Source organism: Pseudoalteromonas sp. L21 (assembly GCF_021728035.1).
Lineage (GTDB): Bacteria > Pseudomonadota > Gammaproteobacteria > Enterobacterales > Alteromonadaceae > Pseudoalteromonas > Pseudoalteromonas arabiensis.
Window position 1 is genome coordinate 219,328 of record NZ_JAKKCV010000001.1, and the last position, 16,775, is coordinate 236,102.

Here is a 16,775-nt window from a genome sequence, read left to right on the forward strand (position 1 = left end):
ATTATGTTAAACTTCGCCGCCGTGCGGTATTAAACTCACGTGAGATCAAAGCTTATTCTGGCTTATATCCGTTGGTATTTATTAATTACTAGGTACTTAAAATTCCATGACTGCTTTTACGAATCATCAGATAGTGCTCACTGCGATCGGTGAAGATAGACCCGGTATCGTTAGCGAACTAACTCAATTAGTGAGTGATTGTCATTGCAATATAATCGACAGTCGAATTGCTATTTTAGGCAACGAATTTACCTTCATCATGTTATTAGCTGGTGACATGTCAGCCATTAGCCGAATTGAACATACACTGCCAACTAAAGGGATGGAGCTAGGCTTATTAACCATGATGAAGCGCACAGCAAGCCATGTAGCAAGCGAGTTTTGTGCAGGTTATACACTCGAATACACAGGTATCGACACACCAGGAACACTCAGTAAAGTGACACGCTTTTTTGCTGATAACAATATCAGTATTTGCTCATTAAAATCAGATACATTTGATGAAGATGAAGATGTGAAAATGCGTTGTGAGCTAGAGTTTAATATTCCAGTAGAAGTTGATATTGATAAATTTAAAGTTAGTTTTGAAGATCTTTCTCGTAGTTTGAACGTAGACTATATTTTCAGACGCATTCGCTAAGGAGCTAAGCATGAACAAAATTAATCCTCTTCAAGCAGGTGATACAGCCCCAGCTTTTAGTTTACAAAACCAAAACGATGAAACAGTCGTACTCGCTGAGCTATTAAAAGAGCAGCAAGTGCTTGTTTACTTCTATCCAAAGGCATCAACCCCAGGATGTACAGTACAAGCTGAAAACTTACGTGATGAAAAAGCTGAGCTTGCTAAATTCAATACACGTGTTGTTGGTATTAGCCCCGACCCTATTAAACGTTTAAAGAACTTTGAAACCAAAAAAGAGCTTAACTTTGATTTATTAGCCGACGAAGATCACGCAATTGCTGATGCATTTGGTATTTGGGGTTACAAGAAGTTTATGGGTAAAGAGTATGAGGGTATTCACCGAATTAGCTTCCTTGTAGGCCAAGACGGTAAAATCAAACACGTATTTGATAAGTTTAAAACTAAAGACCATCATCAAGTCGTGCTTGATTATTTAGCTCAGAACTAATAATTGAACTGAGTATGAAATATAAAAGCGTTGCCAATGGGCAACGCTTTTTTGTTCTACAGAGTAATAAACTAACTAATTCCCAAATACTTGTGCACTTGCACTGATAGGCGCCAGTTTTTAGCGATACAGGTCTCAATAGCCAGTTTGGTCGCTGAGGTTTTTTGGCTAATTGGTTGCAGGTACACTAAACGTGGGTTCACACCTGTTTTCAAGAATAAGTCTTCAAGTTCTTCAATGTGCTTTTGCATCGCAACTGGGTGTTTAATTTCGTCTGCACGTTGCATGGCGCTGCGCAGTACTGTGTAACCGCCGCGCATATTAATTTTTGGTGATACAGTAACCCATGTTTGCTCGGGTGCTAGCACTTCAAATGTACCGCTGGTTTCAATTTGAGTCGAATAGCCATTTGCGTGTAATAATTCACACACTGGGTTTAAGTCGTACATGCAAGGCTCACCACCTGTGATCACCACATGTTTTGCGTTATAACCACGCTCTTTAAATAATGCGAAAACTTGCTCAGCCGTTGCTTCTGCCCAATGATCTGAGTCGGCTTTTTTCTCAACCGTGTCATCTAAGGACACTTTATATACATTATCAACATCCCATGTTTGCTTTGTATCACACCAAGCACAACCCACTGGGCAGCCTTGTAAACGTAAAAAGATTGAAGGTGTGCCTGTAAAACTTGCTTCACCTTGAATTGTTTCAAACACTTCGTTAATTTTGTACAAAAGACATCTCACTTACGACGCAACGGTATAAAATATATACCATCAAAAAACCAAAAACACGCGCAAAAATTGTTATTTAGGCCCGAGCCGTGTAGTATATCGCGCCCTGAAGTAAACCTCTATCAAAAGTAAGAGCAAAACAGATATGACGCAAAAAGTAGTTGTGATTTATTCCGGCGGTATGGACTCATTTACCGTATTAAATAAAGCCCTGCAACAAGGCCATGAAGTATATGCCCTGTCGTTCGACTACGGCCAGCGTCATGTTAAAGAGCTTAAAGTAGCTGCTCAAGTGTGTGAAAATTTAGGTGTTTCTCACAAGATTGTTGATATTTCAGCTATTAACCAGTTAATTGGTGGCTCATCTTTAACTGATGATATCGAAGTACCAGAAGGTCACTACGAAGAAGAAAGCATGAAGAGCACAATTGTGCCTAACCGTAATATGATCTTACTTTCACTTGCAGTGGGTTATGCGGTGTCTTTAAAAGCAAGCAAAGTCTATTACGGCGCGCATTCAGGTGACCATGCAATTTACCCTGACTGTCGTCCAGAGTTCGTACAAAAAATGGATGATGTTTGCCGTATTGCCAACTATGACGCTGTGGAAATTTTCAGCCCGTATTTAAATAATACCAAAATCGATATTTTGACAGACGGTTTAAAAATGGGTCTTGATTATAGCCAAACGTGGACATGTTATAACGGCCGTGACAAAGCTTGTGGCAAATGTGGTGCCTGCCAAGAGCGTTTAGAAGCTTTTGCATTAAATAACGTTACCGACCCTATCGAATACGAATAACCTTATTTTGGATGGGGACAGATTAAGTTTAAAAGGCGAGTTTAACTCGCCTTTTTTGATTGTGTTTGTTGAATCAAATTTAACAGCTCGGCTGTGGCAGTTGCATCAGCTAATGCTCTATGGTGGTTAGTTAAATTCAGTTCAAAATGAGCCGCTAAGTTACCGAGCGAATAAGACTTGAGCTTTGGAAATGCTCTTCGTGATTCAACAACAGTACATAGCTTGGGCATTTTAAAGCCTTGCCCAAGTGCAGCGTATTCTTTACGAATAAAGCCATAGTCAAAATTAACATTGTGAGCAACAAACACACTGCCTTTTAATAGTGAGCGCAGTGTAGCAGCTATCTCCTCAAAGCGTGGGGCATCACGAACCATGGCAGCATTGATACCGGTAAGTTTAGTAATAAACGGTGGAATGCTGCGCTCAGGGTTAATTAAGCTTGCCCATTGATTTATCACCTCGCCGGCTTGCACTTGCACAACGGCTATTTCCGTAATTTTGTTATTACCTTGTAAGCCACCTGTGGTTTCTATATCAACCACGCTGTAAATGCGATTCGGATCATTAAACCAATTTACCGCAACAATATTCACAGTAAAGCCATGCTGTTTTAACACATCAATACTGACAAGTTGGTTGCGTCTGAGTTTGTCGCCTGGGGCTTTTACTTCTTCAAAGGTGAGCTCGCCCTCTTTGAGCACCATTAAATCTGGGTAACCATCTTTTAGCTGCTTAAATGTTTTTGTCATTTGCAAAACATGTGACTTTAAACTTTGTAACTCGCTGTATTTTATAAGCAACTTTAACGGTTCTAAAATATCACTGTGCCATTGAAATAAACCTGTCGGTGTATCGTAAAACTGCCCTGCCGCTTTACACACATGCTTAAACCAAGCATCACTTGATGTTAAAAATGCTAACTTTTGTTCTATTTGTTTTTGCTGTGAGTCGTAAAAGTTATCAGCAAGCAGAACTTTGGGATAAATATCAAATTCGTTGCATGGTGGGTGTGGCGTATCAATAAAAAGCTCTTGCCAAAATGTCAGTGTAAATAAGCTCAACCAAAGGTTATTTTCACTAAAAAAGACAGTGCATTCCTGTTGCTGGTAATGCTCGCTCACTCCTTGCTCTACGTCACCACGATAAATGTCATCAATGTTTATTTGATGCTCTGTATCAACAAGCATTTGCGTTAGACGCGAGCGTTGTTGTTTATTGTATTTGCGTTGTAAGAAATCCTCAGCAAAATACAAAATGCCATCATCAAGTGGATCGTGAATTATTTGCTCAAGCTTTTGCTCAACCCACTCTTTATCCCCCTCTTTATAGCGCTGGCGAATTGCTAGCTCTTGCGCTTCACTGCTGCCTTCACAGTGTTCGAGTAACTCACATGCAAACGCTAAGTCATGCTCCTTCAGCTGCTTATATAAGCGAATAAGTAATTTGTTTTTGATACTCTGGGCTAATTCATCCTCACAGCTAATGGCTAAAAGTGCCTTTGCTAAGTTTTGATACTGCGCTGCTGACTCGCTTTGCTTAAACTGCATGCGCAATTGGTTTAATTGATAATGTGTTTGTGCTTCAGCCAAGGTTTGAAAACGCGACAGCGCTCCGCTGACATCACCACGTACTTTGGCTATTCCTAAATCACGCATCACAAAGCGATTTTGGTGGTTTATATCACCACCACTCAAGCGACCACTATATAAAAACTCAAAGTACTCGTAATACTGGCTTCGGCTATTCACCACAAATTGACTAAAAAGCGTTTCTAACTGGTTACTCGTACGATCGATGTGATCTTTGCATAGTTGAATTAATGCCCCTTTGCTTGCTGACTTTTTAAAAACAACAGTAGATGACATTAGCTCATCATTCGCTAAAAGGGTCACCAACTCCGGCTTAGTTAAATGTTCAAGTACTAAATCTAAATCTTCACCTGTGGGGTGTGCCACCAGCGCTTGTTGCTTAAGCTTAAAAATAGCACCATGGAGATTGGGGATCTCTTCATAATTAAGTGAAGATATTGCTACAAGCCTAGGCTTACGCGAGTAAATGCGCAATAAGGTACACAAGCTTTGCTCATCAAGTTGAATTAACCTTGATAGAAATAACTGCTGCTTAGCCGTTAACAGGCATGTACACTGAGTTTGGATAAACTCTGCAAGTTCAAAAAAGTGACTTAAATAGTATTTTGCTGGTAATTGTTTCTGCATAGCTAACACCAAAACTGTATATACATACAGTATCAGGTATTAGCTTGCTAATTTCAATGTTTGATTACTTAACTTTTAATATGCCTACAACCGCACAGATTGCACCACCTACCATACCTAACCACGCTTCAATCGGTGTATCACCACTTAGCGTACGACTTACTTGCGCACTGGCAGAGTCATATACGTTATATCCCCACACAGCAAGTGCAACACCAATGACGATAAGTGCAATGCCAATTATTTTACCCATAGTTTTTATTCCTTATTGTTGTTCATAATCAGTGTTGCACATAAACACGAAGGCTGCAAAATTTCACTTTAATATCAAACTAAAGGTAATTGTTTGCTCACTTTGCTCAACCAATAGTTCTGCATCAATAGCTTTCGTTAATGCATTTGCTATCGATAACCCCAGTCCAAAGTTATCATTTGACGTTCGCGCGGTGTCTTTTTGCCAAAGAGGGTGAAATAACTGGCTCATTTCTTCTTTACTTAAAGCCGTTACAAGCGTATTTCTAACAGTTAAAATGATTAAGCGCCCTTTTCTTTTAGTTTTAATCAACACATGCGTACCTTCAGGGCTATATTGCTTAGCATTATTCACCAAGTTGGTAATAATAGACTCAAGGGCAAATATATTACTGACTAGAGCCGGCAGGGTTTTATCGAGTTCAAATTCGAGTCTCGATTTATCACCGTTTTCCAACACTCGCATAGTCACTTGATTTAAATCACACGCCTCATTTTTTGGCAAAACCTGATCACTGTATTTATGCAGTAGCAACAAGTTAGAAACAATGCTTTTTAGACGCTGGCCAATGTTTAGCACTTCCGGCTTCAAGTCTTCATTGAGTTGTTGCTCTTTGGGAAAACGAATGGCCACTTCTGCCATATTAATTAACTCTGCTATGGGTGTTTTAAGTTCATGGGCAATATCTGACGTTAACCGTTTCTCACGAAAATAAAGCTGCCTGTTTTCTTGTATGAACGCATTAAGACTCTCAACAATAGGCTGCAACTCTTTTACAGGCTCTTTAATTACAATTTGAGCACTTTTATCGGCAATGCTGAGTAGGCTAATATCTTTATTGAGTTGATTTAATGGCGCAAGCGATGAATCAACTGACTTACGGACAAAAAGTCGAATAAATACAATGACGGTGACGGTCGTGACAACAAAAATAATATCAATGAGCCAAAGAATAAAATCCACTTCCTCTGATGAGGCTGCGTACGCTAGGGTAAGAGGCATTTGCACAGCAGACTTATTACTTTCGTAGTTACCGGCTCTTACATGCGATTCAGCCTGAGGAAAAAAGCGAGTATAAATGATTCTACCGTCACGGCCATCGGGCAGTTTAGCAGCAATAATCTTCGATTCACCAACGTCTAAACTCTGTAATGTAAGGGTCTTTACTTTAAATAAATTAAGGCTTTTAGAGCGTGTAAATACGCCTGCTTCTGTCCAGATTTGAAAATATTCAGGTTCAACTTTACCATCAAACTCTGGCATAAATTCACTTGAGAAGTTAAACGCCAGTCCTTGCTCATCTTCGTGTACCAAGGTCATTAACATCCCTGCTTTTGACTGCAGGCCGCGATTGAATTCGTTATCAATCCAACTATCAACAGCAATATCGGTGGCTAATAAAATACTTAAAACAAGCCCAGTAATAGCAATTGATAAAGTGACAACCAGCTTACTTCGAATTGATTTCATCACTTACCTTGTACTATGTAACCAAAACCACGTTTAGTTTGAATGGGAAGTTCTCCACCAGCCGCTCTTACTTTTTTACGGGCAGATGATAAATGTGCTTCGATTGAGTTCTTTGATACTAAATCGTATTGACCTGCAATATAACTACTCAGTTTTTCTGCAGTGATGACTTTATTTTGATTACTAAACAAGCACTCGACTATTTTATACTCGTTAGGTGTTAAGTCGATGACGGTATCGCCCACTTGTAATAATTTAAGCTGCAAGTTAAGCGCCAAACTATTTATATAAATCACATCACTTTTTGCTTTCAAATGCCCACGACGCGTTAAGTTTAATAACCGTGCATGTAATTCATCAAACGAAAAAGGCTTTGTTAAGTAATCATCAGCGCCTGTAAGCAGCCCTTTAACTCTATCTTCTGGCTCTTGTTTAGCCGATAAAATAAGTACTCGCACATCAAGCTGCTTTGCTCTGATGGTTTGCAATAAAGTAATGCCATCAATACTAGGCAGCATTAAGTCAAGAACAATCAATTCATACTCTCCTGACATAGCCATACTGAGCCCTTCGGCACCATCTCCTGTTTCATCAATGGTAAAACCTAAGTTTTCAAGACCTATTCGTAAACTGCGTCGCAAAGACGCCGAATCTTCAATGAGTAATAGCTTCATAGCTCTCTCTTATAAAACATTCTAAGCGCAGCTTACGCTGTAAAACTTAAGATTTACTTAAGGTTTACTGAATTTTAGCTAACCCAGTAAACATTAAGTTTTCCATAAGTATTTCTTAAGCTTTGCTTCCTAGTATTGCGGTACTTTTCAATTAAATAAGTACAACTATGCAAGCAATCACATCCGTTCTAAAGCCACTATTTCGTTTTACGCTACTCATTATGTCAGTTTTTATATTGTCGAGAGTGGGCTTGCTAGTATGGCAACAACAAAGGTTAGCTGATGGCGACAGCCTTGCGGTTTTATTTGGCGGCTTAAGAGTCGACTTGAGCAGCTTAGGCTACTTGTCAGCCTTGGCTGTTTTAGTGTTACTCGCTCATGTATTTTTACGCAGTAAGACTGATTTATTTCGCCGTGCGTTTACTCTTTATAGCAGCGTAGTTGTGACTTTAATCGTGGTTGTTGAGGCTTCGACCCCCGCGTTTATTACTCAGTACGATGTGCGACCAAATCGCTTATTTGTTGAATATCTTGATTACCCTCAAGAAGTCTTTTCTATGTTAATACATGGCCACCCACTTGCCATAATAAGCACCTTAATTATTGCAACGCTTAGTTGTGTAATTGCATATCGCTATATCAATGCAGCATTTAGCAAACAGCAAAACGTTAAAATGGTTAGCCAAGTGGTGATACTCGTTACCACCTTATTCGTTTGCTTAATTAGCGCAAGGGGCACTGTAAGCCACCGCCCTTTAAACCCTGCGTTAGTGTACTTTTCAAGTGACTCACTGGTTAACTCCTTGGCCCTAAATTCAACTTACAGTGTTGCGTTTGCTATTAAAAATATGGGCAATGAAAAAAATGCCAGTAGTTTATACGGCACCATGCCACGTAATGAGATTTTACAAACAGTAAAGCAAGCAGCCTACAAGCCGCAGTTTTTAACTCAGCGTATCCCTACTCTAGCCAACAACACACCTTTTAACACAGGCAAACAAAAGAATTTAGTGATTATTTTAGAGGAAAGCTTAGGTGCTCGCTTTGTTGGTGAACTGGGTGGCATTGGTGTGACTCCTGAGCTTGATAAGCTTTATCAACAAGGCTGGAGCTTTGATAACTTATACGCAACGGGCACGCGCTCTGTTCGAGGTATTGAAGCGGTTACAACTGGGTTTCCCCCGTCTCCTTCTCGCTCGGTGGTCAAACTTTCTAAATCTCAGCGTAACTTTTTCTCGCTGGCTGATGTATTAGCCCGTACAGGCTATACCACCCAGTTTATTTACGGCGGTGAAAGTCATTTCGATAATATGAAAAGCTTTTTCTTAGGGAATGGCTTTAGCGATATTGTAGATATTAATGACATGCAAAACCCTGAGTTTATTTCGTCGTGGGGAGTAAGCGACGAAGACTTGTTCAATCAAGCTGATAACGAGCTGAGCGAGTTAAATAAATCAGGCAAACCTTTTTTCAGCTTGGTGTTTACGTCAAGTAACCACGACCCATTCGATATTCCAGAAGGTAAAGTAACACTACCTGAAGACCACGACCCAGAAAACGTCAAACGCGATCTAGCAATTAAATATGCTGACTACGCACTCGGTAAATTCATCGCCAAGGCAAAAATGCAAGATTACTGGCAAGACACCGTTTTTTTAGTGGTTGCAGATCATGATGTGCGCGTGTTTGGCTCTGAACCCGTGCCGCTTAAATCTTTCCACATCCCTGCTGTGATCCTAAATAGCGATATAAATGCAAAGCGCGATACTCGCTTAGTCAGCCAAATTGATTTACCAGTTACTTTGTTGTCGTTATTAGGTGTTGAGCAAGCAACCCCGATGCTTGGTTATGATTTAACGAAACACTACCCCGTTGAGCGCGCCATGATGCAGTACTACGACAACTTTGCTTACGTAGAAAATGGTGAAGCCGTAATACTCATGCCAAATCAAAAAGTGAGTTATTGGCGCTATGACCCTGCAAGTAAAACCCAAGTTGCCGTTGATAAAGCTGGCAGCAACCTTGAACTTGCCAAAAAAGCCTTGGCGCACGTCTTATTTAGCAATTTAGCGTATACCGAACAGTTGTATCGCTTACCAAATAAATCGTAGCGATGAGGAATGATTATGAACATGCAAATTAAACAACTCTTTGCTAAAAAATGGCACGTTAGCTACAGCCAATTTGTCTGGCTGGTGTCGTTGTACTTGGTTATTGCATTTAATGGCCTGTTTTTATTTAACATGCTTGAAGCAGCCAGCAAACCTGAACATGTCGATTGGTTATTTATAGCAAGCGTACCGTTTTTCTTATTAGCAATGACGGCAATGGTATTAAGTTGGTTATCGTTAATCACCTTTGTAAAACCCGTGCTTTTAACAAGCATCGTGGTTTCATCATTGTTGTTTTATGCAACCTTAAATTACGGTGTTATCTTTGATAAAAGCATGCTGCAAAATATCTTAGAGACAAATTCAGGGGAGGCATTTTCATACCTCAATGTACAGGTTGTCGCCTTCATTAGTGTGCTTGGTGTACTGCCTGCTTACGTATTTTCTCGTTTTAATATTGTCGGAAACTTTCGTGTTCGCCTTAAAAGCTTTGCGTTTCTTAACGTTACAGCGTTTATTGCTGTAGCTGTTATTGCCGTCCCATTTTATAAAGATTACGCCTCCGTAGGACGTAATAATCGTCAACTAACCAGCTATATTACCCCTTTTGCATTTTACACTGCGGGCTATAAGTACCTGCGCGACAATTATTTTTATCCTCCTTTACCATTTAAAGTATTAGATAAAACACCGCACTTAATAGCACAACAACAAAGTTCACTGACAATTATGGTGGTAGGTGAAACAGCGCGTGCAGCAAACTTTTCGCTGCAAGGTTACAACAAGCCGACTAATCAATATACCCCTAAGCTTGGCGTTAAATATTTCAGTGATGTCAGTTCATGTGGCACGGCGACTGCCATTTCTGTGCCTTGCATGTTTTCGCGCTTGGACCGCAATCACTATGATTCGCGCATAGCGCAAAGCCAAGAAAATGCTCTAGATATTATTCAACGAAGTGGTGTCGAAGTAACGTGGATTGATAACAATAGCAGCTGTAAAGGGGTTTGCGTGCGAGTAAACTCCCAGACAATAGAACCAACAAAGACAAACCCACTTTGTGACGGACGTTATTGTTTTGATGAAGTACTGGTTGCAGAGTTAACTGCCAAACTTGCCAAGAGTCATGCGAAGCACCAACTAGTGGTACTACATATGATTGGTTCACATGGGCCAACCTACTATCGCCGCTATCCAGAAAAAGACAGTAAATTTTTGCCTGACTGCCCACGGAGCGATATCCAAAATTGTAGCAGTGAGCAACTGACAAACACCTATGACAATACCATTGCTTATACCGACTTAGTGCTGAGTAAACTTATTAATTTACTGCAAAACAGTCAGGCGGATGACAAAGCTCTGCTGTATGTCTCTGATCATGGTGAATCATTAGGTGAAAAAGGCTTGTACTTACATGGCTTCCCATACGCATTAGCGCCTAAAGAGCAAACCCAAGTGCCTATGCTGTTTTGGAGTAACAAACTGGCCGATACCGATTTTAATCAATGTATCGAACAACAGCGTAATCAGGCTTTTTCTCACGATAATATATTTGACACGCTACTTGGCTTAACCCATGTACAAAGCACTGAATACCACCCAGAGCAAGATATCTTTAATACTTGCTCAACACAAAGCTAACGTAAAAGAGACTTCATACTATGCAATTTGATAGCACTAACAAGCCCATCGGCATTAAACGTATTCGCCTAGCATTTAAAAATTCCCAACGTGCATTTTCGTGGTTAGCAAAACATGAGTCTGCTTTTAAGCAAGAGCTGATACTGTTGGCCCTTTCCATAGCCGTGGTTTTTGTGTGGCAAATTAGTCTTTATGAGAAAGTTATGCTGCTTGTCTCTGTGCTATTTGTGATATTTGCTGAAGTCGTCAATACAGCAATTGAAGCCACAATAGACCGTATAGGCCTTGAAATTCATCCACTCTCAGGCCTAGCTAAAGACTTAGGCTCAGCAGCCGTACTGATTGCTCTAACGATTTGTACATTGGTATGGGGCGGCGTATTTGTTAACAACCTAAGTTAACTTGCTTTTTTATCATCTGGGGTGTCGTTACACAGTGAACAATGGCGCCCTTTTGATGAATGGTATAAACGGGTTGCGATAAAAATTGCTGTAACAATAAAAGACCAAAGTAACGCAAAAGCCAATGCGCTTGATGGCTCATGGCCTTTCAAGATTTCTACCATAAATAATAAAATAGCCACCAGCGTAAAAACTTTAGTGGCTCTTAATACCCAAAATTTTGTGCCCATAACTTACTCCTTTAAAAGAGACTCCTTTGAAAAAGTAAGTGTAGTTCAAAATAAGAAAAATACCTTACAAACTTAAAACAGGCTCAGATAATATCTGTACGTTATTTTTAAATACCTCTAAAACCCCTGGTGGTGACTGTTCAGTACCCAGCACTATTACATGACATACATAACGATAGCCGTTATTAGTAAAGGTATAAAAATGATTGCCCCCACTGCCATCAAAACTTAATGTGCCCCCTGTGATCACAAGGCTTGGCTCATCTTGCATAGATTGATCAATTTCCCATGCTGCATAACGGTACTGATTATCAGCCAGTTCATCGATACGAATTAAATGCTTTTTTGTTTGCCACGTTAATATCGGCTTTGTAAATTCACGAAGGCTTTTGTGTAACGCTTGTTTTTGCTCATCAATCAGCGCTTCGCGTCGTGTTTTTTCTGCCTCTGATTCATAAGGCACAGCCCAAATAGAGCCATCAAAGTCTAACCACAATTTGCCTGAATCAAACATAATGCCGCGCCAGCCCATCATTTCCCAGTCATGGCGAATGTTTGAGCTAGCTATTTGTTCAATAAATTCTTTATCAAAAATTTGCTCAAAGTTTTCTATAAACCTTTGCTCATTTTCAATTGCTTGCAGCGGCGCTTTACGCTGCAGTGGATAATGCACCCGCCCAGCAATGGCGGCTTTATCACCTGCCTTAAACGCCGCAACCACAGGTTTGACGATATTTATGTGCTTTGTTGCGGCAAAACTACTGAATGCCATCAACAAAAGAAATAGATAAACGCCATGCTTTAAAAATCTCATCAATTACTCTACTACCAAATCAAACACGACATTGAGACTTGCTCTGAAGGTAATCGATTCTTGTAAATACTTACCTTCTGGGACTGTATTAATACGTGAGCCCACGACCATAATTCGTTCAATATTTGTGTTGCTACCATAGCCGAAGTGACTACTTACCTCTTGCGATTGAATACTATACACTCGACCAAGTTTCGCTTCGAATGCGCTAGCAAGGCTACTTCCCTGCTGTTTGGCATTCGCTACTGCTTTATCAAGAGCGGCTTGCTCGTAATCTGAGGCTTTGGTTGATAAAAGTTGAATTTGCTCGATTTGATTGACGCCTACTTTAAGCGCAAAATTTAAAAATCCGTCCAAAAGGGAGAGTTTTTTAAGGCTAACTTTGACCTTACGCGTGGCTCGAAAACCATCTTTAACTTGGCTATCGTTTTCGTCATAGCGCATGTTCGGCTCTACGAAAATTCGCCCCGCAGAGATACTTTTTTCGTCTATAGAGAAATTATTTAAGCCCGCAAGGAGTTCATTTACTTGCTCATCGACTTGCTGCTTAGCCTGCACGCTTTCGGTTTTTACAGCTTCAAACTCTAACGTGATATCAGCCCTGTCGGGGGCAGTACGCACAACAGCCTCACCTTTAACAACAATATGGCGATTATCCGGCAGACTTGTTGCAGCCATCGCAGAACTGGTACATAAAACCAGTGAAAACAAAGGTTTAAGCATTATAGCCTCTCCTTAGAAAAAAGTTATGATGCCTTGCTATGGCTTGAAAGTATAGTAATGCATGCTTTCTTTAGATGTAAAAAAGCGAGCAGTGAATTAACACCACCCGCTTGCTTATCGAAGGTTTTTATTAACTTTAACTCGCCATTGAATTGTCGAGGTAATCTTCTAGAAGATCAGCGTATTCCTGCTCAATAACTCCTAACTCGATAAAGCACTGCTCTTTAATTTTTAGCCACTCGCTTGAATGTTGCCTGTGTCTGGCATAGTCAATCATGCTTTCTGCACATTTTAAAATAGCAAAGGCCATTCGCTGGTGGTCATTATCACTTAGCTGTAAAAAATGACTATTATGATGGTTCAAAATAACATTACATAACGGCTTAGGTAAGTGCCACGATGTGGCAATAAAATAACCTATAACAGCATGGTCGCACTGATAACGAGCTTGTTCAAGCTCGGTTATTACTTGCTCTTTTGCATGATTTGCGTGTTGTAATACGTCAATATAGTCACGGTATTTTAGGGCCATTGCTGCAATGCCAACATTGTGGAAAAGACCTAACGAGTAGAGCTCATCAACTGGCATCAGCGACTTGTAACTATGCCCAAGCCAAACACAAGCGTTTGCCACTTCAACAGACTCATCCCAGAATCGCTCTAAACTGATGTAGGCATCACCAACAAAGTTGTTCTTGAGTAATGCGAGTGTAACTAAGCGATTTAGTTGCTCTAAACCCAAAAACATAGCCGCTTGTTTTATATCACTGATCGTTCTTTGTAAGCCAAAAAAAGGACTGTTGATGGTTTTTAATAATAAAGCAGAGAGGCTAATATCTTTAGAGATCATGCTGGCAATTCTATCTAAGCAAGCATCGTCTAATTCCATTTCACTTGCAATTTCATCGAGCAGTTCAGGCTTAGGTGGTATATGAAAACCACGTTTTAACGATGTTAAACGCTGCTCATCTAACGTAATCATTTATCTAAAATCCCTCAAACAAGCGAGTAGCTCGTTACTTAATTTGGCAACAGAGTAAGCCAGTTTATTTAAAAGGGTATTATTTAAGATCAATAAGATTAAAGAAGGAAATGAGTTGTCATAAAATGAAACAGCTCGTCGCTGTTTAAAGCTAGAATAACGAAGAAGCCCTGATAATCATAAAACTAAAGGTGCAAATGCACCTTTAGTTGCAACTCGATATGAGCCTATCCCGAGCAATCAATTAAAAGTTATGCTAAAGCTCAGTGATGCATTACGTGGCGCACCATAGCGGTAAAGGTCATAGTAGCCTGCTGCCATGTAGTTATAGTATTTCTTATCGAATAGATTATTAACATTTAACTGTAAATCCATTGATTCATTAATATTATAACGTGCCATCAAGTTTACAATTGTATAAGCATCTTGCTCTACATTACGTGTTGTGCCTTGCGCATACGACTTGCTTTGCCAGTTAAGACCACCACCAACTGTAAGCGCAGGTAATTGTTTTACAAATTGGTAGGTCGTAAATAACTTAAATTGCTTACGTGGTGAATCTGTATTTACTTTGTTGTTATTGGCATCCTCAGCTTTAAACTGTGAGTAGCCGGCTGAGATATTCCAACCATCCACAGGCTCCCCCATCACTTCAAACTCAAAGCCGCGACTTTGTGTTCCTTCAGCGCCATAATATGCTGACATTTGTTCAGCTGTTGGCACAAAGTTGGGGTCTTCTGTGGCTAAATTGTCTTGTTGAATATCAAAAATAGCCAAAGATGTTTGCAAACGCTCATCAAAATAAGCACTCTTTAAGCCAATTTCACTTGCTTTACCATCAACAGGATCTAAATACTCGCCGTTCGCATCTAAGCTATTTTGCGGACGAAAAATTTCTGTGTAGCTGGCATACATGCGGTGCTGATCATTTAAATCAAAGAGTGCGCCAAAGTAAGGCACAAAAACACCTGAATCGCCGTAATCTTGTTGATCGCCATAATAGTAACGCTCTCGCTCCCATGACGAAACACGCCCACCAGCAATCACTTTAAACGCATCAGTTAACGAAACTCGGGTAGCTGCGTAAAAGCCTTTTTGTACTGTGTCGTTATCATCTTGTAGTGTCACTTCTTCAGTCCAATTAGGTTCTGTAATATCATCCCCTTGGAAATCAAAAAAGTTATCAATAGGAACCGCATCCCATGCGCTACCACCAATGATAGGATCGGGATCGCGAGTACTTGTTTCACCAGTTTGCTTAGAGTAAAGCGCACCCACCACAAAGTCATGACTCTGTTCAAACAAAGTGTATTGACCTTTAAGCTGCACATCGACACTGTCTTGCTCTGTTGAGCCAAACGCAAAATAACGTTGCCCTGTTAAGCCTGCCCCTGTGTCTTTATCTAATGCACCAGAAACATAAAATAAGCGGCTTTCTTTATCATATTTTGAGTGATTATAATTTGCTGTTAACTGCCAACCATTCGAAAATAAATGCTCAACGGTTGCAAAATAGTTTTTGTGCGTTGTTTCCCAACGAGTCCAGTCAAGGGCCGTGGTTTTAGAATCATCCCACTCAGCTGCTGTGCCGTCTGTATAGTATGCAGGTAAAGCGCCCCACACAGGACCATGCGGATCACTGTTCTGGTAACTCGCCCCTACACGCAGTGTAGTATCAGGTGTTAGGTCAGTCTCTAATACACCGTAGAAGATATTTTTATTCTCTTCGTATAAGTCGATATATGATTCACTATCAACCACTTTTGCAACCACCCGACCGCGCACTGTACCGCTATCATTTAAGCCATTCGCGATATCAAGGGTTAACTCTTTTTTATTCCAACTTCCTATTGAAGCATCAACATAACCAGTTAAGTCGGTGTTACGCGCGCGTTTGCGAACAAGATTAATTGATGCAGATGGGTCGCCCGCCCCTGTTAATAAACCCGTGGCGCCTCGTACAAACTCTACTCGTTCATAAATCGCAACATCCGCTGACGTTTCACCAGAATCCCCTGCCAAACTCCATGATAAAGGCACACCATCAATTTGATAGTTAGACACATTAAACCCGCGTGATTGCATGGTGTTACGTACGTTATCCATTTTTGAAGATGACAAACCAACCGTATTATCAACTGCGTCAATAATCGTGTCTAAATCTTGATCTCGAATACGCTCAGCAGTAAAGACCGTTACAGACTGTGGAGTCTCACGAATAGATAAACCAAGGCCTGTCGCTGTATCGATATTTTCGTTAACGATGTACTTACCATTTACAGTAATCTTTTCTATGAGGTCTGTTTCTTTTTTATTAGTTTGTTCTGCTGCAAAAGCACTGTTTGACAGAAGCGCTAAGCTCACCGCTGTGGCTGTAGGAAGTAGAGAAAAATTCATAATAACCCTTGTTATTGAAATAGCACAAAGATGCTATCACGAACAATTCCTATTTGCATTAAATTTAATGTTAATATAATACAATTCACACTAAATAATAACTATCCCCCCTAATGCTAATTTAAAAAGCTAATTCTATTAATTTGAAAATATTGAGTTTAGCGGTAACTCACCACTTTCGATTCCATACCTCT

At 40.2% G+C, this 16,775-nt stretch carries 16 protein-coding genes; 6 read left to right on the top strand and 10 right to left on the bottom strand.

The window, feature by feature from the left end; genetic code table 11:
• The first annotated feature begins 106 nt into the window (after nucleotides 1-106).
• Nucleotides 107-640 carry an ACT domain-containing protein gene (locus tag L3V41_RS01035; protein WP_062569925.1) on the top strand — a complete coding sequence of 178 codons (534 nt, stop codon included), beginning with the start codon at nucleotides 107-109 and terminating at the stop codon, nucleotides 638-640.
• A gap of 10 nt (nucleotides 641-650) precedes the next feature.
• Nucleotides 651-1,130 carry a thioredoxin-dependent thiol peroxidase gene (bcp, locus tag L3V41_RS01040; protein WP_062569924.1) on the top strand — a complete coding sequence of 160 codons (480 nt, stop codon included), beginning with the start codon at nucleotides 651-653 and terminating at the stop codon, nucleotides 1,128-1,130.
• 71 nt (nucleotides 1,131-1,201) lie between these two features.
• On the opposite strand, the gene queE is transcribed toward bcp, so the two are convergent.
• Nucleotides 1,202-1,867: a 7-carboxy-7-deazaguanine synthase QueE gene (gene queE / locus L3V41_RS01045; RefSeq protein ID WP_237127022.1), complete on the bottom strand. Its 666-nt coding sequence runs from the start codon at nucleotides 1,865-1,867 to the stop codon at nucleotides 1,202-1,204.
• A gap of 121 nt (nucleotides 1,868-1,988) precedes the next feature.
• Here queE and queC point away from each other — a divergent pair, with 121 nt between their 5' ends.
• Nucleotides 1,989-2,669 (top strand): 7-cyano-7-deazaguanine synthase QueC, encoded by a 681-nt coding sequence (gene queC, locus L3V41_RS01050; RefSeq protein WP_228074481.1) that lies wholly within the window; start codon nucleotides 1,989-1,991, stop codon nucleotides 2,667-2,669.
• Nucleotides 2,670-2,710: 41 nt separating this feature from the next.
• Here the strand turns inward: queC and L3V41_RS01055 are convergent, their stop codons facing one another.
• From L3V41_RS01055 to L3V41_RS01070, 4 genes are all read right to left on the bottom strand, one after another.
• Nucleotides 2,711-4,885, bottom strand: coding sequence for an exonuclease domain-containing protein (locus L3V41_RS01055; RefSeq protein WP_237127023.1), 2,175 nt, complete (start codon nucleotides 4,883-4,885; stop codon nucleotides 2,711-2,713).
• 64 nt (nucleotides 4,886-4,949) lie between these two features.
• The gene (locus L3V41_RS01060; protein ID WP_062569921.1) at nucleotides 4,950-5,138 is read right to left on the bottom strand and encodes a DUF3185 family protein; all 189 of its coding nucleotides are present in this window, start codon (nucleotides 5,136-5,138) and stop codon (nucleotides 4,950-4,952) included.
• 63 nt (nucleotides 5,139-5,201) lie between these two features.
• Nucleotides 5,202-6,608 carry an ATP-binding protein gene (locus L3V41_RS01065; protein WP_237127024.1) on the bottom strand — a complete coding sequence of 469 codons (1,407 nt, stop codon included), beginning with the start codon at nucleotides 6,606-6,608 and terminating at the stop codon, nucleotides 5,202-5,204.
• Entirely contained in the window at nucleotides 6,608-7,282 is a 675-nt protein-coding gene (locus L3V41_RS01070; RefSeq protein WP_062569919.1) for a response regulator transcription factor, read from the bottom strand. Before L3V41_RS01070 ends, L3V41_RS01065 begins: the two co-directional genes overlap by 1 nt.
• Before the next feature lie 167 nt (nucleotides 7,283-7,449).
• Between L3V41_RS01070 and L3V41_RS01075 the strand changes: the two genes are divergently transcribed.
• From L3V41_RS01075 to L3V41_RS01085, 3 genes are read left to right on the top strand one after another with little or no spacing between them, the layout of a single operon-like run.
• Nucleotides 7,450-9,393 (top strand): LTA synthase family protein, encoded by a 1,944-nt coding sequence (locus L3V41_RS01075; protein WP_237127025.1) that lies wholly within the window; start codon nucleotides 7,450-7,452, stop codon nucleotides 9,391-9,393.
• Between the two features lie 15 nt (nucleotides 9,394-9,408).
• Complete coding sequence (locus L3V41_RS01080) at nucleotides 9,409-11,034, top strand: phosphoethanolamine--lipid A transferase (RefSeq protein WP_237127026.1); 1,626 nt, start codon at nucleotides 9,409-9,411, stop codon at nucleotides 11,032-11,034.
• A 20-nt stretch (nucleotides 11,035-11,054) separates the two neighbouring features.
• On the top strand, nucleotides 11,055-11,435 hold the full coding sequence (locus L3V41_RS01085) for a diacylglycerol kinase (protein WP_062569917.1): 381 nt from the start codon (nucleotides 11,055-11,057) through the stop codon (nucleotides 11,433-11,435).
• Here the strand turns inward: L3V41_RS01085 and L3V41_RS01090 are convergent.
• From L3V41_RS01090 to L3V41_RS01110, 5 genes are all read right to left on the bottom strand, one after another.
• Complete coding sequence (locus L3V41_RS01090; RefSeq protein ID WP_062569916.1) at nucleotides 11,432-11,665, bottom strand: hypothetical protein; 234 nt, start codon at nucleotides 11,663-11,665, stop codon at nucleotides 11,432-11,434. The two genes, L3V41_RS01085 and L3V41_RS01090, sit on opposite strands and share 4 nt — an antisense overlap.
• A gap of 64 nt (nucleotides 11,666-11,729) precedes the next feature.
• The gene (locus tag L3V41_RS01095; RefSeq protein ID WP_237127027.1) at nucleotides 11,730-12,479 is read right to left on the bottom strand and encodes a hypothetical protein; all 750 of its coding nucleotides are present in this window, start codon (nucleotides 12,477-12,479) and stop codon (nucleotides 11,730-11,732) included.
• Nucleotides 12,480-12,482: 3 nt separating this feature from the next.
• Nucleotides 12,483-13,202 carry an SIMPL domain-containing protein gene (locus L3V41_RS01100; protein WP_237127028.1) on the bottom strand — a complete coding sequence of 240 codons (720 nt, stop codon included), beginning with the start codon at nucleotides 13,200-13,202 and terminating at the stop codon, nucleotides 12,483-12,485.
• A gap of 136 nt (nucleotides 13,203-13,338) precedes the next feature.
• Nucleotides 13,339-14,184, bottom strand: coding sequence for an HDOD domain-containing protein (locus tag L3V41_RS01105; protein WP_237127029.1), 846 nt, complete (start codon nucleotides 14,182-14,184; stop codon nucleotides 13,339-13,341).
• A 240-nt stretch (nucleotides 14,185-14,424) separates the two neighbouring features.
• Nucleotides 14,425-16,581 (bottom strand): TonB-dependent siderophore receptor, encoded by a 2,157-nt coding sequence (locus L3V41_RS01110; protein WP_237127030.1) that lies wholly within the window; start codon nucleotides 16,579-16,581, stop codon nucleotides 14,425-14,427.
• Nucleotides 16,582-16,775 lie beyond the last annotated feature (194 nt).

What these genes read in the sequence shown, in the direction of transcription:
- L3V41_RS01085 (WP_062569917.1), top strand. Translation starts at nt 11,055, where the DNA reads ATGCAATTTGATAGCACTAACAAGCCCATCGGCATTAAACGTATTCGC.
- L3V41_RS01100 (WP_237127028.1), bottom strand. Translation starts at nt 13,202, where the DNA reads ATGCTTAAACCTTTGTTTTCACTGGTTTTATGTACCAGTTCTGCGATG.
- L3V41_RS01080 (WP_237127026.1), top strand. Translation starts at nt 9,409, where the DNA reads ATGAACATGCAAATTAAACAACTCTTTGCTAAAAAATGGCACGTTAGC.
- L3V41_RS01055 (WP_237127023.1), bottom strand. Translation starts at nt 4,885, where the DNA reads ATGCAGAAACAATTACCAGCAAAATACTATTTAAGTCACTTTTTTGAA.
- L3V41_RS01035 (WP_062569925.1), top strand. Translation starts at nt 107, where the DNA reads ATGACTGCTTTTACGAATCATCAGATAGTGCTCACTGCGATCGGTGAA.
- bcp (WP_062569924.1), top strand. Translation starts at nt 651, where the DNA reads ATGAACAAAATTAATCCTCTTCAAGCAGGTGATACAGCCCCAGCTTTT.
- L3V41_RS01090 (WP_062569916.1), bottom strand. Translation starts at nt 11,665, where the DNA reads ATGGGCACAAAATTTTGGGTATTAAGAGCCACTAAAGTTTTTACGCTG.
- L3V41_RS01065 (WP_237127024.1), bottom strand. Translation starts at nt 6,608, where the DNA reads ATGAAATCAATTCGAAGTAAGCTGGTTGTCACTTTATCAATTGCTATT.
- L3V41_RS01060 (WP_062569921.1), bottom strand. Translation starts at nt 5,138, where the DNA reads ATGGGTAAAATAATTGGCATTGCACTTATCGTCATTGGTGTTGCACTT.
- L3V41_RS01075 (WP_237127025.1), top strand. Translation starts at nt 7,450, where the DNA reads ATGCAAGCAATCACATCCGTTCTAAAGCCACTATTTCGTTTTACGCTA.
- L3V41_RS01105 (WP_237127029.1), bottom strand. Translation starts at nt 14,184, where the DNA reads ATGATTACGTTAGATGAGCAGCGTTTAACATCGTTAAAACGTGGTTTT.
- L3V41_RS01070 (WP_062569919.1), bottom strand. Translation starts at nt 7,282, where the DNA reads ATGAAGCTATTACTCATTGAAGATTCGGCGTCTTTGCGACGCAGTTTA.
- L3V41_RS01110 (WP_237127030.1), bottom strand. Translation starts at nt 16,581, where the DNA reads ATGAATTTTTCTCTACTTCCTACAGCCACAGCGGTGAGCTTAGCGCTT.
- L3V41_RS01095 (WP_237127027.1), bottom strand. Translation starts at nt 12,479, where the DNA reads ATGAGATTTTTAAAGCATGGCGTTTATCTATTTCTTTTGTTGATGGCA.